Source organism: Streptomyces sp. NPDC044061, assembly GCF_056434305.1.
In genome coordinates this window covers 158,739-185,537 of the sequence record NZ_JBWKFL010000003.1, presented here as the reverse complement: position 1 = coordinate 185,537, position 26,799 = coordinate 158,739, and the positions used below count along the sequence as shown (strand labels likewise).

Genomic DNA, 26,799 nt, shown 5'->3' with positions numbered 1-26,799 from the left:
GGTCTGGGAGTCTGACGGCTGGAAGCCTGGCGGCGGGACAGGGAGGTCTGGGAGTCCGGCGGCTGGGAGCTCGGCGGCCGGCCCGGGAGGTCTGGGAGTCCAGCGGCCGGAAGCTCGACGGCCGGCCCGCGAGGCTCGGGAACCTGGGGCCCGCATACCGGGCCCCAGCCCGCGTGGCCACCGGTCGGCTGCCCGGAAGCGGAACCGGCCGACCGAGCCGGGTGATCCCCGCCAACGGGTTTCGGCCGTGGCCTACGCTGGTCGGGTGACGACCCCGGAAGCTGAGCAGTCCAAGGCACCGCGGCCCGAGGAGCGGCTGGAACAGGCCGTACGGGCCGCCGAGCAGGCGTTGATCGAGTACGAGATCGCCGTGGAGACCTTCCGCGTCGAGGTCGAGAACTTCTCCCGCCTGCACGAGCAGAAACTCGGCCCGCTCTACATGCGCATCGAGGAGCTGGACGCGCAGATCGCCGAGGCGAAGGCCGCCCGCACCGGCGACCCGGAGGACATCCTCCGGGCCGAGGAGGCCCGCGCCCGCGTGCTGCCCATCCCCGGCGTCGAGGAACTCCTGCACGGCTGGATGGACGGCCACGGCCTGTTCCCGGAGGCCGCCGCCATGCTCACCGAGCAGGCGGTACGGCCGCCCGAGCGGGTGCGGCCCAGCGAGGAGGCCCGCCGGCTCTACCGCGAGCTGGCCCGCAAGGCCCACCCCGACCTCGCCCAGGAGGAAGCGGAACGGCAGCGGCGCGAGGAGTTCATCACCCGCGTCAACGCCGCCTACGCCCGTGGCGACGAAAAGCTCCTCGCGGAGCTGGCCGAGGAGTGGGCGGCCGGCCCGGTACCGCCCGAGCGCCGCCCCAGCCCGGCCGAGGAACTGTACGCCCGCCTGGAATGGCTCACCCAGCGCAAGGAACTGCTCACGCTCGTCGCCCGCGAGCTCGAGGACGGCGCCATCGCCGGCATGCTGCGCCTCGCCCCGGACGACCCCGACGGCCTGCTCGACGAGATCGCCGGCCGGCTGCGCACCGACATCGAACAGCGGGAGGCCGAGCTGGCGGCCCTGATGGGGCAGGAAGGAACCCCGCCGTCCGTCGGGTAGCGTCGGGGGCATGAGTTTCGGAGCTGGTGTGCCCACGGTCGAGGTCACCGACCTCAAGGACGGCGACTTCCTGCTGGACGTCCGCGAGGACGAGGAGTGGGAGGCGGGCCACGCCCAAGGGGCACTGCACATCCCCATGAGCGAGTTCGTGGCCCGGTACGGCGAGCTGACCGAGGCCGCCCCCCAGGACGGCCGAGTGAATGTCATCTGCCGCTCCGGCGGCCGCTCGGCCCAGGTCGCCATGTACCTGATCCAGCAGGGCATCGACGCCGTGAACGTCGACGGCGGCATGCAGATCTGGCAGGCCACGGGCCGACCGGTCATCACCGACAGCGGGGCACCGGGCGCGGTCGTCTAGGACAGGCCCGGCCCCCAGGGCGCCGGGTCAGCTGAGCGGATGTGCCGCCAGCAGGTCCCCGAGCGTCTCCTCGTACGCCGCCGCCGGGCCGAGCGCCAGCTCCAGGTGCTTGGCCCAGGCGTGGTACCGGTGCAGCGGATAGTCGGTGTCCGCACCGAACCCGCCGTGCAGGTGCTGCGCCGTCTGCACCACGCGCCGCACGCCCTCCGCCGCCCAGATCTTCGCCACCGCGACATCTCCGGCGGCGGGCAGCGCCCCCGGAGCGCCCGAGGCGATCCGCCAGGCCGCCTGCCAGAGCGTGGCCTCCATGGCGCGCAGGTCGATGTACCGGTCGGCGGCCTGGACGGCCACCGCCTGGAACGTCGCGATCGGATACCCGAACTGCTCGCGCTTGCCGGTGTACTCACCGGTCATCCTCAGCACACGTTCGCCCAGGCCGAGCGCCAGCGCGCAGGTGCCCGTGGCCAGCATCGCGTGCAGCCACTCCCAGGCCCCCTCGGCCTCGACGACATCGGCGGCCCGGACCCGCGCGGACTGCAGGCGCAGCTCGGCCAGCCGCTCCCCACTGGTCGAGATCTGCTCGGCGAGCACCAGCCCGTCCTGCTCACGCGGCACCAGCGCGAGCACGGTCCCGTCGGCATCGGTGTGCGCCGGTACGACGACGAGGTTCGCGTCGTACGCCCACGGCACCGCGGTCTGTACCCCGTCCAGCACCCATGCCTGCCCGTCCCGCCGTGCGGTGACGGCGAGTTCGGCCGGGTCGTGCCCGGTGCGGCCGTGCGCTGCGACCGTCAGCACCAGCTCGCCGCGCCCTGCCCGGGTCAGCACCCGCTCCGCCAACTCCTCGCCCCCGTAGGCCTGTACGGCCGCCGCGGCCGCGCTGTGCTCCAGTAGCGGCACCCGCGCCAGCACCTTCGCGGACTCGCGCAACACCAGACACAGTGCGATGGCGTCGAGACCCGCCCCGCCGTACCGCTCGCCGAGCAGCAGGCCGATCAGGTCCGCGCCGGCCAGCCGGGACCACAGCTCCCGGTCGAAGCCCTCGGCCACGGCGCCGGTGGTGAGAGCCGGACTGGGCACCGCGTCCGGCACCATCCCGGCGAACACCCCCCGCGCCGCCTCGGCCGCCGCCAACTGCTCCTCACTGAAGGTGAAGTCCACGGCCTGTCCTCCTGGCGGTCCGGTCATCCGACGGTTTGCCTGACGGGCCGTCAAGATAGAACAGGTTCTAGAAGAAGGGAACGGGGGTGGGGGTGGAGAACGCAGAGGGGAGGGCGGAGGGTGGAGGACGGGGAGGGCGGGGAGGGCGGGGAGGGGATGGTGAAGGACGGGAAGGGGATGGTGGAAGCGAGGCGTCGGGGGTGGGGTGGGGGGCGTCTTCGAGGTCGTTTCGCTGCTTCTGGGGCCCCCGCCCCCTCCCCCCTCCCCTCAGCCCCTCCCCGCCAAGCCGCCTCTCAGTGGTCGAAGCCCATCCCGCCTTCTCCGTCAGCGGACGGCCGCGTCGAAGGCGCGTTGGCACTCCGCCGTATCGTCAGCGGTGCCCGGCGTGTCATCCGCCTCCGGGCCGGCCGTGCGCTGCGCGGCCGCCGTGGCCATGCGGTCCCCCCTGACCTCGGGCTTATCTGCGACCGAGTCCCAACCGATCGTTCGGTCCGCGTTTCATCAATGGTGTCCCGGGTCGCTGCCGGGTGTCTACCGCTGTGGAAAACCGCGCAGGGCGCCTGTGGAAAACGGTGGGAGGGGCGGTGCGGCGTGGTGAGGGCCACTGCATCGGGCCGTACCCGGGGCTGCGCCGGGCGGCCGGGGCTGAGTACCGTTCCGTGCGAGTGCCGAGGAGTGGCGCTCGGGAAGGGTGCGGCCCCTGTGGCGGTGCCCGGGACGAGACCGAGTGGAAGCGGGGGACGGGGCGGAATGGACGCGTACGACGAGGACTCGAGGGCCCCTGACGGGCCGGACGGGTCGGCCGGGGCGCGTCGCCCGGAGCACTTCGGGCACCAGGAAAGCCCTGCCCGTGAGGCCGCCGGTGACCCCGACGGCTCGCCGTCGCCGGGGCCCCCGCCCCTGCCGTCCGCGCCCCGCACCGGCGTGGCCGCCCTCTCCCCCCGCTACCAGGTCGGGGCGGCGGTGGCGCTCGCGGTGGTGGCCGTCGCGGCCTGTGTGCATCTGGCGATGGTGTTCCTGAGCGTCGCGCCGGCGAACACAGTGACCAAGCAGCACGGCAAGGCGATAGAGGAGTGGGTGTACCCGGAGTTCGAGCAGAACTGGAAGCTGTTCGCCCCGAACCCGCTGCAGCAGAACATCGCCGTCCAGGCGCGCGCCGTCGTGCGGATGAAGGACGGCAGCCTGCGCACCACCGGCTGGAACGACCTGTCCGCTCAGGACGGCGCGGCCATCGACGGCAACCTGGTGCCCAGCCACACCCAGCAGAACGAGCTGCGTCGCGGCTGGGACTTCTTCGTCGCCACGCACGGCACCGACAACCGGCCCGTCGGCATGCGCGGCGCGCTGTCCGAGCAGTACGTGCGCCGGATCGTCGTGATGCGCCTGCTCCGGGACGACGCGATCAGCCGGGAGGGTGTCATCCAGCGCGTGCAGGTCCGTTCCAGCACCACCAATGTGCAGCCGCCCGAGTGGAGCCGGGAGCGGTTCTCCGACAAGCCCGTCTACCGTCTGCTGCCCTGGTGGACGGTGAGCGCCGACGAGGCCGCCGGAGGTGTGCGGTGAACAGTCTGTCCCTGACACTGTCGCGGGGCATCGCCCGTGTCACCGAGTCGCCGCTCGGCCGGTACCAGAGCGCCGTGATCCGCATCGGTTTCGCCGCGACCTGGCTGCTGTTCCTGCTGCGCGAGTTCCCCCACCGCCAGGAGCTGTACGGTCCCGACGGCCCCTGGAGCTGGGACCTGGCCCAGCAGCTGACCTCCGACAACCACGCCTTCACGGCCCTGATGTGGTCCGACGGGCAGGCCTGGTTCGAGGTCTTCTACCTGCTGGCGATCCTCTCCAGCGCCGCGCTGCTGCTCGGCTGGCGCACCCGGACCGCGTCCGTGCTGTTCATGGTGGGTGTGCTGTCGCTGCAGAACCGCAGCGTCTTCGTGGGCGACGGTGGCGACAACGTCCTGCACCTGATGTCCCTCTACCTGGTGTTCACGCGCTGCGGTCAGGTGTGGTCGCTGGACGCGCGGCGGGCCGCCCGTCAGGAGGCGGCACGCGCGCGGGGGGAGCGGGTGCGTGGTGACCGGGTGGGGCCGGTGCTGTGGGCGGTGCTCGGGCTCGCGCTCGGTGCCGTGACGCTGGCGGGCCGGTTCGACAACGGGTGGCTGGTGCCCGCGCTGCTGTGGACGGCATGGGTGGCGCTCGGCCTGTGGGGTGCGGTGCAGCGCCGGGAGCGGGCGCGCGAGCCGCGGATCCTGCTGGACGTGATCGCCAACGTCCTGCACAACGGCGCCCTGTTCGTGATCATGGCGGAGGCGTGTCTGATCTACGCCACGGCAGGCTGGTACAAGATCCAGGGCTCGCGCTGGCAGGACGGCACCGCCGTCTACTACCCGCTCCACCTGGACTACTTCTCCCCCTGGCCCGCCCTGGCCGACCTGATGTCCTCCAGCGGCACGATCATGATGATCGTGACCTATGGGACGGTCATGGTGCAGGTCGCCTTCCCGTTCACCCTGTTCAACCGGCGGGTCAAGAACGTCCTGCTGGTGCTGATGATGACCGAGCACGCCGTGATCGCGGTCGTCCTTGGCCTGCCGTTCTTCTCGCTGGCGATGATCACCGCCGACGCGGTGTTCCTGCCGACGTCGTTCCTGCTGCTGCTCGGCGGTCTCGCGGCACGCGCGCGTGGTCGGCTGATACGGCGCGGCGACGGCGACCGCACGCTGCCGCCGCCGCGCACGCCGGAGGAGAGCGCGCAGGGCCGCGTAGGGTTCACGGCATGACCGATCCCGCGTCCCGCTGGCGCGAGCGCGCCGGTGCCGCCGTGCTGCTCGACGGCTTCCACGCCCTCAAGCACGCGCTGCGCTTCGGCGCGGAGGTGCCGGTGGCGGTCACCACCGACCGGCGGGCGGCGCTGGCCCTCGCCGAGGAGCTGGCCGGCGACGTCCGGGACGCGCTGGACGCGCTGCTGAGCGAGGTGCCCCAGGAGACGTACGCCTCGCTCGTGCCGCGCCCCCATCCGACGGGTGTGGCGGCCCTGGCCGTACGGCCCTCTCGCGAGGTGAGTCTGCGGGCGCTCGCCCGCACGCCCCGCACCGCGCCGGTCGTGGTCCTCGACAACCCGCGCAACCTCGGCAACGCCGGTGCGGTGATCCGGCTGGCCGCCGGTTTCGGGGCGACCGGGGTGGTCACCACGGGCACGCTCGATCCCTGGCACCCCACGGTGGTGCGCGGCGGAGCGGGGCTGCACTTCGCCACCGCCGTGGAGCGGCTCGACGTCGGGGAGCTGCCTCCCGGGCCGCTGTTCGCCCTCGACCCGGAGGGCGACGACATCCGGGGCACGGAACTGCCGGACGACGCCGTGCTGGCGTTCGGCTCGGAGCGCAGCGGGCTGTCGCCGCAGGTGCGCGCGCGTGCCGACCGTCTGCTGCGGCTGCCGATGCGCCCCCAGGTCTCCAGCTACAACCTGGCCACGAGTGTGGCCATGACGCTGTACCACTGGAGTGTCACCGGGGGCGCACCCGCGCTCTCCTAGGCCTGTCGGCGGACCTCCACCACCCGGAACCGGCTCGCCACGAACGCGCCGTCGGTGAGGGCGGCGTTCGCCGCCGGGTTGCCGCCCGAGCCGTGGAAGTCGGAGAAGGCTGCGGTCTGGTTCACGTACACTCCGCCGGTCAGGTTGAGGGACAGCTGGGCGGCCTCCTCCAGGCAGACCTCCTCGACGGCCCGCTCGACGTCCGCGTCGGTGGTGTAGGCGCCGACCGTCATGGCGCCCTTCTCGCGGACCGTGCGGCGCAGCAGTTCGACCGCGTCGCTCAGCGAGTCGACCGCGACGGCGAAGGAGACGGGGCCGAAGCACTCGCTCATGTAGGCGGCCTCGTCGTCCGGCTTGGCGCCGTCCAGTTTGACGATCACGGGGGTGCGGACGACGGCGCGCGGGAACTCGGGGTTGCTGATCTCCCGGGAGGCGAGGGCGACCTCACCCAGGCCGGCCGCCGCCTCCAGGCGCGCCTTGACGTCGGGGTTGACGATCGCGCCCAGCAGGGCGTTCGCGCGGGCGTCGTCGCCGAGCAGGCCGTCGACCGCGCGGGCGAGGTCGGCGGTGACCTCGTCGAAGGTCCGGGGGCCCTCCTCGGTGCGGATGCCGTCGCGCGGGATCAGCAGGTTCTGTGGGGTCGTGCACATCTGGCCGCTGTACAGCGACAGGGAGAAGGCCAGGTTGGACAGCATCCCCTTGTAGTCGTCCGTCGACTCCACGACGACCGTGTTGACGCCGGCCTTCTCGGTGTAGACCTGCGCCTGGCGGGCGTTGGCCTCCAGCCAGTCGCCGAAGGACGTGGAGCCGGTGTAGTCGATGATCCTGATCTCGGGGCGGGTGGCGAGCGTCTTGGCGATGCCCTCGCCGGGGCGCTCGGTGGCCAGCGCGACCAGGTTCGGGTCGAAGCCGGCCTCGCTGAGTACCTGGCGGGCGACCTGAACTGTCAGGGCGAGCGGCAGCACCGCGCGCGGGTGGGGCTTGACCAGGACCGCGTTGCCGGTGGCCAGGGAGGCGAACAGGCCGGGGTAGCCGTTCCAGGTCGGGAAGGTGTTGCAGCCGATGACCAGGCCGATGCCGCGCGGGACCGGTGTGAACGCCTTGGTCAGCGCCAGCGGGTCGCGCTTGCCCTGCGGCTTGGTCCACTCCGCCGTGTCCGGTGTGCGGACCTGCTCGACGTACGCGTAGGCCACGGCTTCCAGGCCGCGGTCCTGGGCGTGCGGGCCGCCTGCCTGGAACGCCATCATGTAGGCCTGCCCGCTGGTGTGCATGACCGCCTGCGCGAACTCGTGCGTGCGGTCGCTGATCCGCTTCAGGATCTCCAGACAGACCACCGCGCGGGTCTCGGCGCCCGCGTCCCGCCAGGCGCGCTGTCCCGCCTTCATGGCGGGCAGCAGTGCGTCGACGTCCGCGTGCGGGTAGCTCACGCCCAGTTCGATGCCGTACGGCGAGACCTCGCCGCCGACCCAGTCGTCGGTGCCGGGCTGGTCGAGGTCGAGGCGGGTGCCGAGCAGGGCGTCGAAGGCGGCCTTGCCCGCGGCCGTGTCCAGACTGCCGTGCTCGCCGTAGGCCTTGGGGTGCTCGGGGTGGGGGGACCAGTACGCGCGCGTGCGGATCGCTTCCAGCGCCTGGTCGAGAGTGGGCCGGTGCTTCGCGATCAGCTCGTGCGCGGTCAGTTCGGCGGCCATGCGGGACCAACTCCTCGTCTGGTGAACTCGTGGTCGAGTTCACGACCTGGCAGAAAGAGCAGCGGGATGGGACGGTCAGGGCTAGAGTAACCGAACGATCGGTCGGGACAAGGGGGTCCGCCGCATCTGTGGAAAACGCCGTGCGGGAGGATCGCGCACATGACAGCACTCGCCCTCAGCAGCCCCGTGGCCGTCGTCGGCACCGGCACCATGGGCCAGGGCATCGCCCAGGTCGCGCTGGTCGCCGGCCACCCCGTGCGGCTCTACGACGCCGTTCCCGGGCGGGCCCAGGAGGCGGCCGAAGCGATCGGCGCGCGCCTCGACCGGCTCGTGGCGAAGGACCGGCTCACCGCCGCCGAACGGGACGCGGCCCGGGCCCGGCTCGCGCCCGCGGCCGGCCTCGCCGAGCTGGCCGACTGTGCGCTGGTCGTCGAGGCCGCCCTGGAGCGGCTGGACGTCAAGCAGCAGCTCTTCCGCGAGCTGGAGGGGATCGTCGCCGACGACTGCCTGCTCGCCACCAACACCTCGTCGCTGTCGGTGACGGCCATCGGTGGCGCCCTCGGCAACCCCGGCCGCTTCGTGGGCCTGCACTTCTTCAACCCGGCCCCGGTGCTGCCGCTGGTCGAGGTCGTCTCCGGGTTCGCCACCGACGTCACGTCGGCCACGCGCGCGTACGAGACCGCACGGGCCTGGGGCAAGACCCCCGTGGCCTGCGCGGACACCCCCGGCTTCATCGTCAACCGCATCGCCCGGCCCTTCTACGCCGAGGCCTTCGCCGTCTACGAGGCGCAGGCCGCCGACCCGGCCACCATCGACGCGGTCCTGCGAGAGTCCGGCGGCTTCCGGATGGGCGCCTTCGAGCTGACCGACCTCATCGGGCAGGACGTCAACGAGTCCGTCACCCACTCGGTGTGGCAGTCCTTCTTCCAGGACGTCCGCTTCACACCCTCGCTCGCCCAGCGCCGGCTGGTCGAGTCCGGGCGGCTCGGCCGCAAGAGCGGGCACGGCTGGTACGACTATGCCGATGACGCCGGTGCCGCCGAGCGCCCCGAGCCGCACACGGCGGAGAAGGAGCGGCCGCCCGCCCACGTCACCGCCGAGGGCGGCCTCGGCCCCGCCGCCGAGCTGCTCACGCTGATCCGCGAGGCCGGCATCCAGGTCCGCGAGGAGGACGAGGACAACGGCACCCGGCTGGTGCTGCCCAGCGGTGGCCAGCTGGTCCTCGCCGACGGCCAGACCTCCGTGGAGTTCCGCGACGTCGTCTACTTCGACCTCGCCCTCGACTACCGCAAGGCCACCCGCATCGCCCTGTCCGCCTCCCAGGACACCTCCCCGCGGACCCTCGCCGAGGCCACCGGCCTCTTCCAGGCGCTCGGCAAGGACGTCAGCGTCATCGGCGACGTGCCCGGCATGATCGTCGCCCGCACGGTCGCCAGGATCGTCGACCTCGCGCACGACGCCGTCGCCAAGGGCGTGGCCACCGAGGAGGACATCGACACCGCGATGCGTCTGGGCGTCAACTATCCGCTCGGCCCCTTCGAGTGGAGCCGCAGGCTCGGCCGGGGCTGGGCCTACGCCCTGCTGGACGACCTGCACCTGCGCGATCCCTCCGGCCGGTACGCGCCGTCCCTCGCGCTCTACCGTCACGCGTACGCCACCGAGAAGCGGGAGGGCACCGCATGACCACCGCCAAGCGCGACACGTACACCCCAGAGACGCTGCTCTCCGTCGCCGTCAAGGTCTTCAACGAGCGGGGCTACGACGGAACCTCCATGGAGCACCTGTCCAGGGCGGCCGGCATCTCCAAGTCCTCGATCTACCACCACGTCAGCGGCAAGGAGGAGCTGCTGCGCCGGGCCGTCAGCCGGGCGCTGGACGGGCTGTTCGGGATCCTCGAGGAGGAGCACGCGCGCGAGGGGCGCGCCGCGGACCGGCTGGAGCACGTCGTGCGGCGCATGGTCGAGGTGCTCATATCCGAGCTGCCCTACGTGACGCTGCTGCTGAGGGTGCGCGGCAACACCGAGACCGAGCGCTGGGCGCTGGAGCGGCGCCGCGACTTCGACCACCAGGTCGCCGAGCTGCTGAAGGCCGCGGCCGCCGACGGGGACATAAGGGGCGACGTCGAGGTGCGCCTGGCCACCCGGCTGGTCTTCGGGATGATCAACTCCGTCGTGGAGTGGTACCGGCCGGACACGCGCGGTGCCAGCGGCCGCGAGGTGGCCGACGCGGTGGTCCGGCTGGTCTTCTCGGGCCTGCGCCAGAGCTGAGGGCCGGGCCACCCCGGCCGGCTCGGTGCCCGGGCTCAGCGCTCCGGCTCTGGGCTCCGGCTCCGGGCTCCGGCTTTCGGCTCCGGCTCAGTGCTCCGGTTCAGGCCTCCGGCTCCAGGTCCTCCTCCTCGAACACCAGCAGCGTGCGGGTGCTGAGCACCTCTGGGATGGCCTGGAGCCGGGTGAGCACCAGCTCGCGCAGCGCCCTGTTGTCGGGCGTGTGCACCAGCAGCAGCACGTCGAAGTCACCGCCCACCAGGGCGATGTGGGAGGCGCCCGGCAGCTGCCTGAGCTGCTCGCGGACCGTGCGCCAGGTGTTCTGGACGATCTTCAGCGTGATGTACGCCGAGGTGCTGTGCCCCGCCCGCTCGTGGTCGACACGGGCGCTGAACCCCCGGATCACCCCGTCCTCGACCAGCCGGTTGATGCGCGCGTAGGCGTTGGCCCGGGAGACGTGGACACGCTCGGCCACCGACCGTATCGAGGCGCGGCCGTCCGCCTGGAGAATCTTCAGGATGTCCTGGTCGATGGCGTCCAGCGGACGCGGTGGCGGCAAGAGGGCCCCGTCCTGCGGTCCGTCGACCATTTGTTCAGCTGCCATGTCCCCCCGCTTCATCGCCGTGGACGTCCTGCATTCATTCCAGGTTGTGGAGAACCGTTTGTCCACAGCCTGACGGGGCCTGTAGCCAAAATGTGCCGACGACCGAACAATCGGTAGGTGAGGCGCTTCACAGCCGACGCGCCTCCCGTAGCCGCTCCCACGAGGAGGTGCCGTCATGACGGTCATGGAGCAGCGAGGCGCGTACCGGCCATCGCCGCCGCCCGCCTGGCAGCCCCGTATGGACCCCGCGCCGCTGCTGCCCGACGCCGAGCCGTACCGCGTCCTCGGCACCGAGGCGGCCGCGAAGGCCGACCCGGACCTGCTGCGCCGGCTGTACGCCCAGCTGGTGCGCGGCCGCCGCTACAACACGCAGGCCACCGCGCTGACCAAGCAGGGCCGCCTCGCTGTCTACCCGTCCAGCACCGGCCAGGAGGCCTGCGAGGTCGCCGCCGCCCTGGCCCTCGAGGAGCGCGACTGGCTGTTCCCCAGCTACCGCGACACCCTCGCCGTGGTCGCCCGGGGCGTCGACCCCGTCGAGGCCCTCACCCTGCTGCGCGGCGACTGGCACAGCGGCTACGACCCGCACGCCCATCGCGTGGCACCCCTCAGCACCCCGCTGGCCACCCAGCTCCCGCACGCCGTCGGCCTCGCCCACGCCGCCCGCCTCAAGGGCGACGACGTGGTCGCGCTCGCCATGGTCGGCGACGGCGGCACCAGCGAGGGCGACTTCCACGAGGCCCTGAACTTCGCCGCCGTCTGGCAGGCCCCGGTCGTCTTCCTGGTGCAGAACAACGGCTTCGCCATCTCCGTCCCGCTCGCCAAGCAGACCGCCGCGCCCTCCCTGGCCCACAAGGCCGTCGGCTACGGCATGCCGGGCCGGCTGGTCGACGGCAACGACGCGGCCGCCGTGCACGAGGTCCTCAGCGACGCCGTACGGCACGCGCGCGCCGGCGGCGGGCCGACCCTGGTGGAGGCGGTGACGTACCGCATCGAGGCCCACACCAACGCCGACGACGCCACCCGCTACCGCGGCGACGCCGAGGTCGAGGCGTGGCGCGCCCACGACCCGATCCAGCTGCTGGAGCAGGAGCTGACCGCGCGCGGCCTGCTCGACCGGGCCGGCCTCGAAGCCGCCCGGCAGGACGCCGAGGACATGGCCGCGGACCTGCGAGAACGCATGAACCGGGACCCCGAACTGAACCCCATGGACCTCTTCGACCACGTCTACGCCGAGACCACCTCGCAGCTGCGCGAGCAGCGCGCCCTGCTGCGCGCCGAGCTCGAGGCGGAGCAGGACGACCAGGAAGGCGGCCTGCGATGACGACGGTCGCCGTCAAGCCGGCCACCATGGCGCAGGCCCTCACGCGCGCCATGCGCGACGCGATGGCCGCCGACCCCTCCGTGCACGTCATGGGCGAGGACGTCGGCACCCTCGGCGGTGTCTTCCGGGTCACCGACGGGCTCGCCAAGGAGTTCGGCGAGGACCGCTGCACCGACACCCCGCTCGCGGAGGCCGGCATCCTCGGCACCGCCGTCGGCATGGCCATGTACGGCCTGCGCCCGGTCGTCGAGATGCAGTTCGACGCCTTCGCCTACCCGGCGTTCGAGCAGCTGATCAGCCACGTCTCCCGGATGCGCAACCGCACCCGCGGCAGGATGCCCCTGCCGATCACCGTGCGTGTCCCCTACGGCGGCGGCATCGGTGGCGTGGAGCACCACAGCGACTCCTCCGAGGCCTACTACATGGCCACCCCGGGCCTCCACGTCGTCACCCCCGCGACCGTCGCCGACGCCTACGGGCTGCTGCGCCAGGCCATCGCCTCCGACGACCCCGTGGTCTTCCTGGAGCCCAAGCGGCTGTACTGGTCGAAGGACACCTGGAACCCCGAGCAGCCGACGGACGTCGAGCCGATCGGCCGGGCGGTCGTCCGGCGCACCGGCCGCAGCGCCACGCTCATCACCTACGGCCCGTCCGTCCCCGTCTGCCTGGAGGCCGCCGAGGCCGCACAGGCGGAGGGCTGGGACCTGGAAGTCGTCGACCTGCGCTCCCTGGTGCCGTTCGACGACGAGACGGTCTGCGCCTCCGTCCGGCGCACCGGACGCGCGGTCGTGGTGCACGAGTCGACCGGGTTCGGCGGACCCGGCGGCGAGATCGCGGCCCGGATCGGCGAGCGCTGCTTCCACCACCTGGAGGCGCCGGTGCTGCGCGTGGCCGGCTTCGACCTGCCCTACCCGCCGCCGATGCTGGAGCGGCACCACCTGCCCGGCGTCGACCGCATCCTGGACGCCGTGGCGCGCCTGCAGTGGGAGGCCGAGGGCTGATGGCACAGGTGCTGGAGTTCAAGCTCCCCGACCTCGGCGAAGGCCTCACCGAGGCGGAGATCGTCCGCTGGCTGGTGCAGGTCGGTGACGTCGTCGCCGTCGACCAGCCGGTCGTGGAGGTCGAGACGGCCAAGGCGATGGTCGAGGTCCCCTGCCCCTACGGAGGGGTGGTCACCGCCCGCTTCGGCGAGGAGGGCACGGAACTGCCCGTCGGCGCCCCGCTGCTGACGGTGGCGGTGGGCCCCCAGGCCTCCCCGGCCCCCGGAGGCGGCAGCGAGGGATCGGGCAACGTCCTCGTCGGATACGGCACCTCTCAGGCGCCTGCGCGGCGCCGCAGGGTGCGCTCGACGGCTGCCAACGGGCAGGTCAGGGAGCCCTCTCCGGCACCGCCCGCCCCGGCCCCCGAGCCCGCCGAGGGCCCGGTGCCGGTGATCTCCCCGCTGGTGCGCAGGCTCGCCCGTGACAACGGCCTGGACCTGCGGCAGCTGACCGGTTCGGGTCCCGAGGGGCTGATCCTGCGGGCCGACGTCGAGGGCGCTCTGCGGGCCAATGCCGCTCCCGCCCCGGTGGCGGAGGCACCGGCCGTCCGTACCTCCGCGGTCCGCAACGGCATCCGTACCCCGCTCAAGGGCGTCCGGGGCGCCGTCGCAGACAAGCTCTCCCGCAGCCGCCGCGAGATCCCCGACGCGACCTGCTGGGTCGACGCCGACGCGACGGAACTCATGCGCGCGCGGGCCGCGATGAACGCCGCCGGAGCACCGAAGATCTCCCTCCTCGCGCTGCTCGCCCGGATCTGCACCGCCGCGCTCGCGCGGCACCCCGAGCTGAACTCCTACGTCGACACCGACGCCCGCGAGGTCGTCCAACTCGACCAGGTGCACCTCGGGTTCGCCGCGCAGACCGAGCGCGGCCTGGTCGTGCCGGTCGTCCGGGACGCCCACGCCCGCGACGCCGAGTCGCTGACCGCGGAGTTCGCCCGGCTCACCGAGGCCGCCCGCACCGGGACCCTGACGCCCGGCGAACTCACCGGCGGGACCTTCACGTTGAACAACTACGGCGTCTTCGGCGTCGACGGCTCCACCCCGATCATCAACCACCCCGAGGCGGCCATGCTCGGCGTCGGCCGAATCGTCCCCAAGCCCTGGGTGCACGAGGGCGAGCTGGCCGTGCGCCAGGTCGTCCAGCTCTCGCTCACCTTCGACCACCGGGTGTGCGACGGCGGCACGGCGGGTGGCTTCCTGCGGTACGTGGCGGACTGCGTGGAACAGCCGGCGGTGCTGCTGCGCACCCTCTGACCCGGCGGGCAGTCTCCCGGGGAACGCCGCACGCGCGCGTTCCCCGGGAGCCGCCGCCGCCCCTCGGTTCCCTGTGATCAGTGCGGCACGCATACTCGGGGGGTGACCGAGAACGCTCCCGCCGCCTCCGGGACCACCGTGCCGTACGACGCCGTCGTGCTGGCCGGCGGGGCCGCGCGGCGGCTCGGCGGGGTCGACAAGCCCGGTCTGCGCGTCGGAGGGCGCGCGCTGCTCGACCGGGTGCTCGCGGCCTGCGCCGGTGCGGCCACGACCGTCGTCGTCGCCGAACCCCGGCCCACCGTCCACCCGGTGCGCTGGACCCGCGAGGAGCCGTCCGGTGCCGGTCCCGTCGCCGCGCTGGAGGCCGGCCTGCGGCACACCACCGCCGACCACACCGTCGTCCTCTCCGCCGACCTGCCGTTCCTCGAAACGACCACGCTCGAGCGGCTGTTGACCGCACTGCGCGGCACGGGCGCCGACGGCGCGCTGCTCACCGACGCCGACGGCCGCGACCAGCCGCTCGTCGCCGCCTACCGCACCACCGCGCTGCGCCGCGAACTGGCCGCCCTCGCCACCGAGCACGACGGCCTGACCGGGCTGCCCCTGCGCCGGCTGACCGGCGCCCTCCGTCTCACCCGCGTCCCGGACCCGCTCGCGTCCTTCGACTGCGACACCTGGGACGACATCGCCAACGCCAGGGCACGCATCAGGGAGCATGGGCACGTGTTGGATGAATGGATCTCCGCAGTCAAGGACGAGCTGGGCATCGACCTGGACGTCGACACCGGCGTCCTGCTCGACCTGGCCCGCGACGCCGCGCACGGCGTGGCCCGGCCCGCCGCGCCACTGACCACCTTCCTCGTCGGCTATGCCGCCGCCCAGGGCAAGGGCGGCCCGGAGGCCGTCGCCGAAGCCGCCCGCAAGGCCGCCGCGCTGGCGCTGAGCTGGGAGGAAGACAACCCGAAGAACGCAGGGAACCCAGAGAACCCAGAGAACCCAGAGAAGGGTGCGGGCCCCACCGGCCCGGACGCCGGATGACCGCCCCCGGCATCCGGGCCCAGGCGCCCGCGGAGGACGGCGACGACCTCGACGTTGAGGAGGCCCTGGCCCTAGTGAGGGAACCGAAGGACGCCGGCGACGGACCCGTGCCCGCCCCCGCGCACGGCGAGCGGCGCCACGAACGGCACAAGGCCACCCCCTGGCCCAGGGCCCGCGAGATCGCCGCCCGCGCCGCCCGCTCGGGCAGTCGCCGCACCCCCGCCTCCGTCCCCCTCGGCGACGCCCTGGGGCTGGTCCTGGCCGACCCCCTGGACGCGCTCACCGACCTGCCCTCCTTCGACACCTCCGCGATGGACGGCTGGGCGGTCGCCGGACCCGGCCCCTGGGAGGTACGGGACGAGGGCGTGCTCGCCGGACACGCGCAGCCCGGGCCGCTGACCGACGGCGAGGCCGTCCGTATCGCCACCGGCGCCCGCATCCCCACCGACACCACCGCCGTCCTGCGCAGCGAACACGGCCGCATCGACACCCAGGGGCGGCTGCACGCCACCCGCGAGGCAGGCCACGGTCAGGACATCCGCCCGCGCGGCCAGGAGTGCCGCAACGGCGACCAGCTGCTGCCCGTCGGCACCCTCGTCACCCCGGCCGTCCTGGGCCTGGCCGCGGCGGCCGGATACGACACGGTCACCGTCGTGCCCCGTCCCCGCGTCGAGGTTCTTGTCCTCGGGGACGAGTTGCTCACCGAAGGGCTTCCGCACGACGGGCTGATCCGGGACGCGCTCGGCCCGATGCTGCCGCCCTGGCTGAGCGCGCTGGGTGCCGAGGTGACCGCCGTACGCCGACTGGGTGACGACGCCAGGGCGCTGCGCAGGGCGCTGACCTCCTCCACGGCCGACCTCGTCGTGACCACCGGCGGTACCGCGGCCGGACCCGTCGACCATGTCCACCCGACCCTGGACCGCATCGGCGCCGAACTCCTCGTCGACGGCGTCAAGGTGCGCCCCGGCCACCCCATGCTGCTGGCCCGCACCAAGGAGAACCAGCACCTCGTCGGCCTGCCCGGCAACCCCCTCGCGGCCGTCTCCGGCCTGCTCACGCTCGCCGAGCCCCTGCTGCGCACCCTCGCCGCCCGCCCCGCCCCCGAGCCGTACACGCTGCCGCTCAGGGAGACGGTCCAGGGACATCCGTACGACACGCGGCTCATCCCCGTGGTGCTGCGCGGCGACCACGCCGTACCGCTGCACTACAACGGCCCGGCCATGCTGCGCGGCATCGCCGCCGCCGACGCGCTGGCCGTCGTACCGCCGGGTGGCGCCCGGCAGGGGGAGGAGACGGAGCTGCTGGACCTGCCGTGGGCGGCGGCCGGAATCGGGGTGTGTTTCACGTGAAACTTCCGGGCCATGACGCCATCGCCCGCCAAGCGGACGAGCATCTGGTGACCCATCGGGTGAAACTCCCGAGGAAAGTGGTGGAGCGCCCGATCCGCCAGGTCGTCAAACGGCTGCTCATGGCCCTCGCGGTGCTGGTCGCCACCGCGCTGATCGTCTACGCCGACCGGGACGGTTACAACGACAACTCCGATGGCTCGGTCGACTTCCTCGACGCGTTCTACTACGCGACCGTCACCCTCTCCACCACCGGGTACGGAGACATCACCCCGGTCAGCGACAGCGCCCGGCTCACCAACATCTTCGTCGTCACGCCCCTGCGCGTGCTCTTCCTGATCATCCTGGTCGGCACCACGCTGGAAGTCCTCACCGAACGCACCCGGGAGGAATGGCGCCTGAACCGCTGGAGGTCCACCTTGCGTGACCACACCGTCGTCATCGGCTTCGGCACCAAGGGGCGGTCGGCCGTCCAGACCGTCTGCGCCACGGGACTGAAGAAGGAGCAGGTGGTCGTGGTCGACCCCAGCTCCAAGGTGATCGACGCGGCCACCGCCGACGGCTACGCGGGTGTCACGGGCGATGCCACCCGCAGCGACGTCCTCAGGCGCGCCGAGGTGCACAGGGCGCGGCAGATCATCGTGGCCCCGCAGCGCGACGACACCGCGGTCCTCGTCACCCTGACCGCCCGCCAGCTCAACCGGGGCGCGAAGATCGTCGCCGCCGTGCGCGAGGAGGAGAACGCCCCGCTGCTCAAGCAGTCCGGCGCCGATGCCGTCATCACCAGCTCAGGCGCGGCCGGCCGGCTGCTCGGCCTGTCCGTGCTCAGCCCGGCGGCCGGCATGGTCATGGAGGACCTGATCCAGCAGGGCAGCGGCCTGGACCTCATCGAACGCCCGGTGGTCCGGGCCGAGGCGGGCAGGTCCCCGCGCGAGACGGACGACCTGGTGGTGAGCGTCGTACGCGGACACCGGGTGCTCGGCTACGACGACCCCTCCATCGGCAGCCTCCAGCTGACCGACCGCCTGATCACCATCGTCCGGGTGACCCCCGGCGCAGCCGTGGTCGCCCCGCACACCCGCCCGCTGCCCGGTGACTGAGCGGGCCTGCCCCGGAGGCGGCGCCCGCGGGGAGTAGCGTCGCGTCCATGCATGCGATCACGATTCCCGAACCTGGTGGGCCCGAGGCGCTGGTGTGGGACGAGGTCCCCGACCCGGTGCCCGGCGAAGGCGAGGTGCTGGTCGAGGTGGTGGCCAGCGCCGTCAACCGTGCCGACATCCTGCAGCGGCAGGGCTTCTACAACCCCCCGCCCGGCGCGTCCGCGTACCCCGGCCTGGAGTGCTCCGGCAGGATCGCCGCGCTCGGCCCCGGTGTCTCCGGCTGGGCCGTCGGGGACGAGGTGTGCGCGCTTCTCGCGGGCGGCGGCTACGCCGAGAAGGTCGCCGTTCCGGCCGGGCAGTTGCTGCCCGTGCCCGACGGTGTCGACCTGAAGCGGGCCGCCGCGCTGCCCGAGGTGGTCTGCACCGTGTGGTCCAACGTCTTCATGGTCGCCCACCTGAGCCCGGGCGAGACCCTGCTGGTGCACGGCGGCTCCAGCGGCATCGGGACGATGGCGATCCAGCTGGCCAAGTCCATCGGCGCCAAGGTCGCGGTGACCGCCGGTACGAAGGAGAAGCTGGACTTCTGTGCCGAGCTGGGCGCGGACACGCTCGTCAACTACCGGGAGCAGGACTTCGTCGCCGAGATCGGGCAGGCCACGGACGGGGCGGGCGCCGACGTCATCCTCGACAACATGGGGGCCAAGTACCTGGACCGCAACGTCCGGGCGCTCGCCGTCAACGGCCGGCTCGCGATCATCGGCATGCAGGGCGGGATCAAGGGCGAGCTGAACATCGGCACGCTGCTGAACAAGCGGGCCGCGATCACCGCGACCTCGCTGCGGGCCCGGCCGCTGAGCGAGAAGGCGGCCATCGTGGCCGCCGTACGCGAGCACGTGTGGCCGCTGCTCGTGTCGGGGCACGTCCGTCCAGTCGTCGACCGAGAGGTGCCGATGCCGCAGGCGTCGGAGGCACACCGGGTGGTGGAGGCGAGCGGGCACATCGGCAAGGTGCTGCTGGTCGCGCCGTAGCGGGCCGGTCAGTTTCGCCGCACCCGAAGGCCGAGGAAGGCCAGGGCCAGGCCCAGGCCGATGAGGACCAGGCCGGTGCCCAGGGGCAGGATCTGCAGGGTCTGTTCGGCAGGGGACCCACCCTGGTGGACGGCGTCCTGCGCGGCGGGTCGCTGCGGGGGCCGGGCGGGGTCCAGCCCGGCCTCCGCGGGCGAGTCCGAGGCCGCCGGTGTTCCGGCCGGGGAGTCCGCCGTCTCCGGCTCCTCCGGGTAGCCGTCATGCGGGTTCGCGGTGCCGGGGGCCCGGGTGACCGTGCCGTCGTCGCCCTCCTCCTCGGCGAACGGCCCGTCCGGGCGTCCCGGACGCATCCGGCCCTCACCGGCGCCGCTCCCGGCCCGCGACGGCTCGGCGGTGGCGGAGAAGGCCGAGGACCGCGCTGCCGGGGCGGCGGACGCGGTGGGCCGGGACGAGGGCATGGGGGAGTCCGGCGGGGTGGCCTCCGCGCCGAAGGCGGAGGCCGTGCCGTAGACCGGTGCGGCCGTCGCGAGGACGAGCAGCAGTCGTACGAGCCGGAGCGTGAGTCGCAGCCATGGAGTCACGTCGGTGACCTCCCGGAGCCCAGTCGTCGAACATCGACGAGAGCCAGCCTCACATTTCATGGCGTACAGGGCATTTTGGATTGGGCCGTCGGGTCTAAACGGTGGATCAGCCCCCTGAGGGGGCAGCACGGTGATGAGGTGTAGGCGTGCGAGAGAATGGCGGCATGGAGATGCCGAGGAACGAACGGTCGCCGGAGAATCCTCAGATCCTTGTCGTGGGCCAGGACGGGTTGGCCCTCGGCGGCGGAGGAGACGAGGACTCCCGCGAGATCCCGGTGACGGAGCAGGTCGAACAGCCGGCCAAGGTCATGCGGATCGGCAGCATGATCAAGCAGCTTCTGGAGGAGGTGCGGGCGGCTCCTCTGGACGAGGCCAGCCGGGTGCGGCTGAAGGAGATCCACGCCAGCTCGGTCAAGGAGCTGGAGGACGGCCTGGCGCCGGAGCTGGTCGAGGAGCTGGAGCGGCTCTCCCTGCCGTTCGCGGACGAGGCGACCCCGAGCGACGCGGAACTGCGTATCGCGCAGGCCCAGTTGGTGGGTTGGCTGGAGGGTCTGTTCCACGGCATCCAGACGACGCTGTTCGCCCAGCAGATGGCCGCGCGGGCCCAGCTGGAGCAGATGCGCCGCGCGCTCCCGCCGGGCGTGGGAGGCCATGAGGGCGGCGACGAGAACCGGGCCGGGGGACGCTCGGGCGGACCGTACCTGTAAGCCGCATGAGCGAAGGGCCCGGCGGACGGTCGCCGGGCCCTTCGCTCATGCGGTGATGCCGGTCCCGGCACCTCGGTGCGGCGGGACCGCCCGTCACTGCTGGGGGTTGCCCGTCGACACGCTCAGCTCGACCGGCTGGTCACCCTTGGGGTCCACGTCGGTTCCAGGCGAGGGGAACTGGTTCAGGACGGTCCCGTCGCCCCAGGTGTTGTCGTCTTCCTTCTTGATCTTGTACTGCCAGCCGGCGGCCTGGAAGCACTCCTTCACGGAGTCGATGTTCTTGTATCGGAAGTCGGGCATCCGGACCTTCTTCGGATCGCTGTACGACTCCTGCGGCTCCGTGCACTCGGTCTTGTCGACCGTCTTCGACTTGTCCGGGCCCCGGTAGCCCGCCGCGTGGGTCGACGCCGAGGGGCTGGCGCCGCCACCGCCCCCGGTGTCGTCGCCGCCCTTGTTCAGCGTCAGCGCGACGATCAGGCCGGCGACCGCGACCAGGGACACGACGACGGACCCGATGATCACCGGCTTGTTGCCCTTGCCGCCGCCCCCGCCCGGGTTCTGGACCGCGGTCTGGGGCGTGATGTTGTACGGCGGCGGGGTCGCGGGCGCCTGCTGCCCGTACCCGGCCGGCGGGGTCTGGTAGCCGCCCTGCTGCGGATAGCCGTACGCCGGGGCCGGGGTGGGCGCCGGGGTGCCGTACGGGTGCGGGGCCGGAGTCGGCTGGTACGGCGTCTGGACCGGCCCGGTGGGTGCCGGGGTCGCCTGGTCGACCGGCGGGAACACGGCGGAGCCGACGCCCGCGCCGCTCTGCGCCGGCGCGGCGCCCGGCACGATGCTCGGTGCCACCGCCTGGAAGGAGGCGGCGACGCGCAGGCACTCGTCGCGCATGGACTCGGCGGTCGGGAAGCGCTCGTTCGGGTTCTTCTTCAGCGCGCGGGCGACCAGTGCGTCCACCGCGGGCGGCAGGGAGCGGTTGACCGACGAAGGAGCCACCGGCTCCTCCTGCACATGGGCGTACGCGATCGCCAGCGGGGAGTCCGCCTCGAACGGCAGCCGCCCGGTGACGAGCTGGAACAGCATGATGCCGACCGAGTACAGGTCGGAGCGGGCGTCCACTCCGCGGCCGAGGGCCTGCTCTGGCGAGAGGTACTGCGGGGTGCCGACGACCATGCCGGTCTGGGTCATCGAGGTGACGCCGGACTGCATGGCGCGGGCGATGCCGAAGTCCATGACCTTGACCACGCCGCGCTTGGTCATCATCACGTTGCCCGGCTTGATGTCGCGGTGGACCAGCCCCTTCTCGTGGCTGATCTCCAGCGCCGCCAGCACGTCCGCGGTGATCTTCAGCGCCTTGTCGGCGGGCATCGCGCCGAACTGCCGGACGTCCTCGTCGAGGACCGAGCCCAGCGGGCGGCCCTCGACGTACTCCATGACGATGTACGGCGTCGTCATGTCGTTCAGCTCGTCCTCGCCCGTGTCGAAGACGGAGACGATGTTGGTGTGCGTGAGCTTGGCCACGGCCTGGGCCTCGCGGCGAAAGCGCTCGCGGAAGGCCTGCTCCCGGCCCAGTTCCGTGTGCAGGGTCTTGATCGCGACCTGGCGGTCCAGCACGGCGTCGTACGCCAGGTGCACCGAGGCCATGCCGCCCTCACCGAGCAAGTCGCGCAGCTGGTAGCGACCGCCGGCCAGCGCCCGCCCCGCGTACCGGCCCTGTGCGCCGTCCTGGCTCATCTCTCCGCGTCCCCCACTGGCCGTCCGGCGCCGTCTTTGAGCGAACAAGCCTTGATCGAATGTGTCATTCCCGGCCAAGTCTGCCCCAGGGCACGGACACGTCAAGCGCGGTGCCCGTTCCGTGACCGTACGCGAAAGAAGCGTCGCGCAAGCGTTACAGCGGACGTACGAGCGGTACACAGAATTTGCACGAGAGCGCGTGCTAGAGGTTTCATGGCCGGTCCGTCTGGGGCCGGTCCCGGTACCGGATCCGGACCGGCGGCCCCCGCGAAGGCTGTAGCGTGGCCGACGGAGACCGTAACAACACCGCGCGCACCGCGGGCAGAAACGACGGCGAGGACCGATGGCACAGACGCACAGCGCCCAGGGCCCGTCCGACCCCGAGGCGTCTGGCGGCGGCATGTCAGAGACGCCGGAGATGTGGGGCAACGGAGGGCTCGTCGGCGACGGCCGGTACCGGCTGACCCACCGGCTCGGCCGCGGCGGCATGGCCGAGGTGTTCGCCGCCGAGGACGTCCGTCTGGGCCGCACGGTCGCGGTCAAGCTGCTCCGCGCGGACCTCGCCGAGGACCCGACCTCCAAGGCCCGCTTCACGCGCGAGGCCCAGTCGGTGGCCGGCCTCAACCACCACGCGATCGTCGCCGTGTACGACTCCGGCGAGGACTTCGTGGGCGGCCAGTCCGTGCCGTACATCGTGATGGAGCTGGTCGAGGGCCGCACCATCCGCGACCTGCTTCTGAACGCCGAGGCGCCGGGCCCCGAGCAGGCCCTGATCATCGTCTCCGGGGTGCTGGAGGCGCTCGCCTACTCGCACCAGCACGGCATCGTGCACCGCGACATCAAGCCCGCCAACGTGATCATCACGGACAACGGCGCCGTCAAGGTCATGGACTTCGGCATCGCCCGCGCCCTGCACGGGGCGTCGACGACGATGACGCAGACCGGCATGGTCATGGGCACCCCGCAGTACCTCTCCCCGGAGCAGGCGCTCGGCAAGGCCGTCGACCACCGCTCCGACCTGTACGCGACCGGCTGCCTGCTGTACGAACTGCTCGCGCTCAGGCCCCCGTTCACCGGCGAGACCCCGCTGTCGGTGGTCTACCAGCACGTCCAGGACATCCCGACCCCGCCGTCCGAGACCTCCGACGCCTGCCCGCCGGAGCTGGACGGCCTGGTCATGCGCTCGCTCGCCAAGGAGCCCGACGACCGGTTTCAGACGGCCGAGGAGATGCGCGGCCTGGTCCAGTACGGCCTGCAGATGCTGTACGACCAGGGCGGCCACACCGGCACCTGGAACACCGGTCCGGTGGCGATGCACGACGGCCGGCACACCCCGGCGGGCGGCTTCGCGGGGACGACCGCGATGCAGCACCCCGGCGACTTCGCCGCGGGCACCGCGCAGATCCCGCAGCCGATACTGCCCAACGGGTACGGGGGCGGCGACGAAGGCGGCTTCGAGGGGCACGGCAACAAGGGCAGCGGCCGCGGCAAGCTGTGGATCCTGGCCGTCCTCGCGGTGATCGCGATCTCGGCGGGCGTCGCGCTGGCCCTCAACCACAAGAACAACGCCGGCGGGGGCAGCGGCGGCGACACCAAGCCGACGACGACGCACTCGAAGTCCACGAAGGACGAGACGGCCTCCGAGACGCCGTCCGACGACTCCACCAGCCGGCCCTCGGACACGTCCACGAACACCGGTACGGACACCGGCACCGGCTCGGACTGGCCGCCGTCGTACACCCCGTCGTCGACCCCGTCCGACACGACCACCTCCGACCCGACCGACGAGCCGACGGACCCCGGGACCTCGCAGCAGCCTACGGATCCGCAGACCACCCCGTCGCAGTCGACGGACCCGGCGGACGGCGGCGTGGACGGCGGCGTGACCGACGGTGGCGCGGACGGGGGCGCCACGGACGGCACCACCGCCGGCGACGGGACTTGAAGGCCGTCGACGCCGTCCGCCCCGGCGGCGCCCTGAGACACCACGGCTAGCGCCTGCCCGACGGGCTCCGGCCCCACGCGCGCGTGCGAGCGACGGCTCCACGCGCGCCTGCCGTTGTGCAGCAGCATGGGCGACGCCGTGAGGTGGCCGCCCGCCGTGCGCCACCTCGCACCGCGGTCGTGCGGCGGTCATTCCGCGAACGCGTCGCACACCGCGTCGTACTCCCGTGTCCACCACACCGAGAGCGCCGAGGCGGCCGGGAACTGGCAGTCCGCCCGGGTGTCGCCGCGCTCGTAGTGCCAGCGCAGCATCCAGAAGTCGTTCAGGCGCTCCCACCACACCCGGTGCACGGCCGCCGCCAGCTCCGAGGGCGTGGCGCGCGCCGCGCGCCGGTACGCGCGCGCGTAGGCCCGCACCTTGCACAGGTCCAGCGCACCCGCGGGCCGTACGAAGAAGATCACGGCCGCGCGTACGGCCTCCTCGGCGCGCGGCTGCACACCCAGCCGGTCCCAGTCGACGATGGCGGCCGGGGCGTCGCCCTTGTAGAGCAGGTTGAACGGGTGGAAGTCGCCGTGCACCCAGCCCACCGGACCGCCGCGCGGCGGGCGCCGGTGCGCATGCTGCTCCAGGAGCGCGCGGCGCTCCAGGAGCCGGTGGCGGGCCAGTGCGTCGAAGGCATCGGCGGGGCGGTGCCGGCGGACGTGGGCGAGCAGGTCGTCGATGAGGGCGAAGGTGGCGGCCGGATCGGCGCTCTCCACGGGGTGCGGGCTCGTGGCGGGGCGCGTGCGCCCCTTGGGCGGCATCACGCGCTCCAGACAGGCGTGCACGGCGCCCAGGAGCGCCCCGAGGCGGGCGCTCTCCCCTCGGGTGAGCTGGCCGCCGTGGCGGTGCCGGCCGTCGATCCAGGGGTGCAGGGCGTAGGCGTGGCCGCCGACGACGGCGACCGTGCGGCCCTCGCGGTGCGCGAGCGGCGGGGCGACCGGGACACCGAGGTCGGCCAGGCGCTGGGTGGCCCGGTGTCTGCGTTCGATGGCGGCCGGGTCGGCGGTGTCGGGGTCGAAGTGGTGCTTCAAGAAGTAGCGGCCGCGGGTGGTGCGGAGCCGGTAGCCCCGGTTGAGCAGGCCCTGGTCGACGGGCTCGCAGGCGAGGGCGCTGCCGGCGGCGTACAGGCGCAGCAGGGCGCCCAGAGGGGGCGCGTGGGGCAGAAGGGGTGGTACACATGAGCGCGGCACGCGCCAGATGTTAGGGCACGCAAAGCGGCCGTGAGCTGGGCGTTGTCACAGGCAGTCATCGACGGTCGCTTTTGGTCACGCAGTGCACCGCGACGAACAGAAGCGCGACCGGCGCACCCGGCGCGAGCCGGGCGGAGCTTCCGCGGGACCTCCGGCCGGGTGTCCGGTGGCCGGAATCCGCGAGAACACCTCGTGCCCGCCCGGGCGGCCATACCCCGCTTTTTCCGCCTTCGCGTGTGAGGGCAGTGTCACACAAGGGCTCTTCCCGTGTCCGGGGTCGCCGGGATAACGTGCCGTAGCTCCGGCCTCCTGCAAGGCTGTGACCAGCGACCTTCCGGCCCTTGCGGATTTACTTGGAAATCCAAGCAAAAACGCAGGTCAGGAGGGGTTTCACAGAAATGTGGAGCACTGGGTAACGTAAAAGTCGCAGGGCGCTCGCCGGGGCACCTGTCACGCCTGTTCCCGGCCGAGTGGCACCCACCCCGTGCCCGGTGGTCGAGAACAGGTGAGCCGCACTGGCCTACCGGCAACCCCGGGGGCCGGAACGACGGAGGAGCACACGTGACCGTGGACAGCAGTGCCGCGCGCAAGCCGCGTCGCAGCGCCGCAGGCAAGGCCGGCACCACCGGCACCAGTACCGGAACCACCGGCACCAAGCGCACCACTCGCGCCACCAAGAAGAGCACCGACCCGGAACTCGTGCAGCTCCTGACGCCCGAGGGCAAGCGGGTCAAGAACGCCGAGTACGACGCGTACGTCGCCGGGATCACCCCCGACGAGCTGCGCGGCCTGTACCGCGACATGGTGCTCACCCGCCGCTTCGACGCCGAGGCCACCGCTCTGCAGCGCCAGGGCGAGCTGGGCCTGTGGGCGTCGCTGCTCGGCCAAGAGGCCGCCCAGATCGGCTCCGGCAGGGCCACCCGCGAGGACGACTACGTCTTCCCGACCTACCGCGAGCACGGCGTCGCCTGGTGCCGCGGGGTCGACCCCACCAACCTGCTCGGGATGTTCCGCGGCGTGAACAACGGCGGCTGGGACCCGAACAGCAACAACTTCCACCTCTACACGATCGTCATCGGCTCCCAGACGCTGCACGCCACCGGCTACGCGATGGGCGTGGCCAAGGACGGCGCGGACTCGGCGGTCATCGCCTACTTCGGCGACGGCGCCTCCAGCCAGGGCGACGTGGCCGAGGCGTTCACCTTCTCCGCGGTCTACAACGCGCCGGTGGTCTTCTTCTGCCAGAACAACCAGTGGGCGATCTCCGAGCCCACCGAGAAGCAGAGCCGCGTGCCGCTGTACCAGCGCGCCCAGGGCTTCGGTTTCCCGGGCGTGCGCGTGGACGGCAACGACGTGCTGGCCTGCCTCGCGGTCACCAAGTGGGCGCTGGAGCGCGCCCGCAACGGCGAGGGCCCCACCCTGGTCGAGGCGTACACCTACCGCATGGGCGCCCACACCACCTCCGACGACCCGACCCGGTACCGGGGCGACGAGGAGCGCCTGGCCTGGGAGGCGAAGGACCCGATCCTGCGCCTGCGCCGGTACCTCGAGGCGTCAAACCACGCGGACGAGGGATTCTTCGCGGAACTCGAGACCGAGTCCGAGGCGTTGGGCAGGCGAGTGCGTGAAGCGGTCCGTGCCATGCCGGACCCGGACCGCTTCGCCATCTTCGAGAACGTGTACGCGGACGGGCACGCGCTCGTCGACGAGGAGCGAGCCCAGTTCGCCGCCTACCAGGCGTCGTTCGCGGACGCAGAGGCAGAGGGGGTCTGAT

Annotated in this window: 23 protein-coding genes; 17 read left to right on the top strand and 6 right to left on the bottom strand. The window is 72.6% G+C overall.

The window, feature by feature from the left end:
* The first annotated feature begins 265 nt into the window (after window positions 1–265).
* Complete coding sequence (locus AC07CM_RS05640) at window positions 266–1,099, top strand: hypothetical protein (protein ID WP_478875060.1); 834 nt, start codon at window positions 266–268, stop codon at window positions 1,097–1,099.
* Between the two features lie 28 nt (window positions 1,100–1,127).
* Window positions 1,128–1,457, top strand: coding sequence for a rhodanese-like domain-containing protein (locus AC07CM_RS05635; protein WP_478875325.1), 330 nt, complete (start codon window positions 1,128–1,130; stop codon window positions 1,455–1,457).
* 27 nt (window positions 1,458–1,484) lie between these two features.
* Here AC07CM_RS05635 and AC07CM_RS05630 read toward each other — a convergent pair whose 3' ends face one another.
* Window positions 1,485–2,618 carry an acyl-CoA dehydrogenase family protein gene (locus AC07CM_RS05630; RefSeq protein WP_478875059.1) on the bottom strand — a complete coding sequence of 378 codons (1,134 nt, stop codon included), beginning with the start codon at window positions 2,616–2,618 and terminating at the stop codon, window positions 1,485–1,487.
* Window positions 2,619–3,368: 750 nt separating this feature from the next.
* Here AC07CM_RS05630 and AC07CM_RS05625 point away from each other — a divergent pair.
* From AC07CM_RS05625 to AC07CM_RS05615, 3 genes are read left to right on the top strand one after another with little or no spacing between them, the layout of a single operon-like run.
* The gene (locus tag AC07CM_RS05625; protein ID WP_478875058.1) at window positions 3,369–4,181 is read left to right on the top strand and encodes a DUF5819 family protein; all 813 of its coding nucleotides are present in this window, start codon (window positions 3,369–3,371) and stop codon (window positions 4,179–4,181) included.
* Window positions 4,178–5,395, top strand: a complete 1,218-nt coding sequence (locus AC07CM_RS05620; RefSeq protein WP_478875057.1) for an HTTM domain-containing protein — start codon at window positions 4,178–4,180, stop codon at window positions 5,393–5,395. Before AC07CM_RS05625 ends, AC07CM_RS05620 begins: the two co-directional genes overlap by 4 nt.
* On the top strand, window positions 5,392–6,147 hold the full coding sequence (locus AC07CM_RS05615) for a TrmH family RNA methyltransferase (RefSeq protein WP_478875056.1): 756 nt from the start codon (window positions 5,392–5,394) through the stop codon (window positions 6,145–6,147). The genes AC07CM_RS05620 and AC07CM_RS05615 overlap by 4 nt, the downstream gene beginning before the upstream one ends.
* On the opposite strand, the gene paaN is transcribed toward AC07CM_RS05615, so the two are convergent.
* On the bottom strand, window positions 6,144–7,835 hold the full coding sequence (paaN, locus tag AC07CM_RS05610) for a phenylacetic acid degradation protein PaaN (protein WP_478875055.1): 1,692 nt from the start codon (window positions 7,833–7,835) through the stop codon (window positions 6,144–6,146). The two genes, AC07CM_RS05615 and paaN, sit on opposite strands and share 4 nt — an antisense overlap.
* Before the next feature lie 159 nt (window positions 7,836–7,994).
* On the opposite strand from paaN, the gene AC07CM_RS05605 reads away from it, so the two are divergent.
* Complete coding sequence (locus AC07CM_RS05605) at window positions 7,995–9,518, top strand: 3-hydroxyacyl-CoA dehydrogenase (protein ID WP_478875054.1); 1,524 nt, start codon at window positions 7,995–7,997, stop codon at window positions 9,516–9,518.
* The gene (locus AC07CM_RS05600) at window positions 9,515–10,102 is read left to right on the top strand and encodes a TetR/AcrR family transcriptional regulator (RefSeq protein ID WP_478875053.1); all 588 of its coding nucleotides are present in this window, start codon (window positions 9,515–9,517) and stop codon (window positions 10,100–10,102) included. The genes AC07CM_RS05605 and AC07CM_RS05600 overlap by 4 nt, the downstream gene beginning before the upstream one ends.
* Before the next feature lie 100 nt (window positions 10,103–10,202).
* Here the strand turns inward: AC07CM_RS05600 and AC07CM_RS05595 are convergent, their stop codons facing one another.
* Window positions 10,203–10,688 carry an Lrp/AsnC family transcriptional regulator gene (locus tag AC07CM_RS05595; protein ID WP_478875324.1) on the bottom strand — a complete coding sequence of 162 codons (486 nt, stop codon included), beginning with the start codon at window positions 10,686–10,688 and terminating at the stop codon, window positions 10,203–10,205.
* A 190-nt stretch (window positions 10,689–10,878) separates the two neighbouring features.
* Here AC07CM_RS05595 and pdhA (AC07CM_RS05590) point away from each other — a divergent pair, with 190 nt between their 5' ends.
* The 7 genes from pdhA (AC07CM_RS05590) (at window position 10,879) to AC07CM_RS05560 (ending at window position 18,832) form a co-directional block, all read left to right on the top strand.
* Window positions 10,879–12,024 (top strand): pyruvate dehydrogenase (acetyl-transferring) E1 component subunit alpha, encoded by a 1,146-nt coding sequence (pdhA, locus tag AC07CM_RS05590; protein WP_478875052.1) that lies wholly within the window; start codon window positions 10,879–10,881, stop codon window positions 12,022–12,024.
* Window positions 12,021–13,025 carry an alpha-ketoacid dehydrogenase subunit beta gene (locus tag AC07CM_RS05585; protein ID WP_478875051.1) on the top strand — a complete coding sequence of 335 codons (1,005 nt, stop codon included), beginning with the start codon at window positions 12,021–12,023 and terminating at the stop codon, window positions 13,023–13,025. Before pdhA (AC07CM_RS05590) ends, AC07CM_RS05585 begins: the two co-directional genes overlap by 4 nt.
* Window positions 13,025–14,320 (top strand): dihydrolipoamide acetyltransferase family protein, encoded by a 1,296-nt coding sequence (locus AC07CM_RS05580; RefSeq protein ID WP_478875050.1) that lies wholly within the window; start codon window positions 13,025–13,027, stop codon window positions 14,318–14,320. The genes AC07CM_RS05585 and AC07CM_RS05580 overlap by 1 nt, the downstream gene beginning before the upstream one ends.
* Window positions 14,321–14,422: 102 nt before the next feature.
* A complete protein-coding gene (locus AC07CM_RS05575) occupies window positions 14,423–15,358 on the top strand; it encodes an NTP transferase domain-containing protein (RefSeq protein WP_478875049.1) in 936 nt (311 codons plus the stop codon).
* Window positions 15,355–16,707 (top strand): molybdopterin molybdotransferase MoeA, encoded by a 1,353-nt coding sequence (locus AC07CM_RS05570; RefSeq protein ID WP_478875048.1) that lies wholly within the window; start codon window positions 15,355–15,357, stop codon window positions 16,705–16,707. Before AC07CM_RS05575 ends, AC07CM_RS05570 begins: the two co-directional genes overlap by 4 nt.
* Window positions 16,704–17,804 (top strand): potassium channel family protein, encoded by a 1,101-nt coding sequence (locus AC07CM_RS05565; protein WP_478875047.1) that lies wholly within the window; start codon window positions 16,704–16,706, stop codon window positions 17,802–17,804. Before AC07CM_RS05570 ends, AC07CM_RS05565 begins: the two co-directional genes overlap by 4 nt.
* A 47-nt stretch (window positions 17,805–17,851) precedes the next feature.
* Complete coding sequence (locus AC07CM_RS05560; protein ID WP_478875046.1) at window positions 17,852–18,832, top strand: NAD(P)H-quinone oxidoreductase; 981 nt, start codon at window positions 17,852–17,854, stop codon at window positions 18,830–18,832.
* Between the two features lie 8 nt (window positions 18,833–18,840).
* Here AC07CM_RS05560 and AC07CM_RS05555 read toward each other — a convergent pair whose 3' ends face one another.
* A complete protein-coding gene (locus AC07CM_RS05555) occupies window positions 18,841–19,410 on the bottom strand; it encodes a hypothetical protein (protein WP_478875045.1) in 570 nt (189 codons plus the stop codon).
* A gap of 164 nt (window positions 19,411–19,574) precedes the next feature.
* Here AC07CM_RS05555 and AC07CM_RS05550 point away from each other — a divergent pair, with 164 nt between their 5' ends.
* Window positions 19,575–20,117: a bacterial proteasome activator family protein gene (locus AC07CM_RS05550; RefSeq protein ID WP_478875044.1), complete on the top strand. Its 543-nt coding sequence runs from the start codon at window positions 19,575–19,577 to the stop codon at window positions 20,115–20,117.
* Between the two features lie 93 nt (window positions 20,118–20,210).
* Here the strand turns inward: AC07CM_RS05550 and AC07CM_RS05545 are convergent, their stop codons facing one another.
* Window positions 20,211–21,848 carry a protein kinase domain-containing protein gene (locus AC07CM_RS05545; protein WP_478875043.1) on the bottom strand — a complete coding sequence of 546 codons (1,638 nt, stop codon included), beginning with the start codon at window positions 21,846–21,848 and terminating at the stop codon, window positions 20,211–20,213.
* A 343-nt stretch (window positions 21,849–22,191) separates the two neighbouring features.
* Here AC07CM_RS05545 and AC07CM_RS05540 point away from each other — a divergent pair, with 343 nt between their 5' ends.
* Window positions 22,192–23,793 carry a protein kinase domain-containing protein gene (locus tag AC07CM_RS05540; protein ID WP_478875042.1) on the top strand — a complete coding sequence of 534 codons (1,602 nt, stop codon included), beginning with the start codon at window positions 22,192–22,194 and terminating at the stop codon, window positions 23,791–23,793.
* A gap of 188 nt (window positions 23,794–23,981) precedes the next feature.
* On the opposite strand, the gene AC07CM_RS05535 is transcribed toward AC07CM_RS05540, so the two are convergent.
* Complete coding sequence (locus AC07CM_RS05535) at window positions 23,982–24,998, bottom strand: phosphotransferase (protein ID WP_478875323.1); 1,017 nt, start codon at window positions 24,996–24,998, stop codon at window positions 23,982–23,984.
* Between the two features lie 588 nt (window positions 24,999–25,586).
* Here AC07CM_RS05535 and pdhA (AC07CM_RS05530) point away from each other — a divergent pair.
* On the top strand, window positions 25,587–26,798 hold the full coding sequence (gene pdhA / locus AC07CM_RS05530) for a pyruvate dehydrogenase (acetyl-transferring) E1 component subunit alpha (RefSeq protein WP_478875041.1): 1,212 nt from the start codon (window positions 25,587–25,589) through the stop codon (window positions 26,796–26,798).
* Window position 26,799 lies beyond the last annotated feature (1 nt).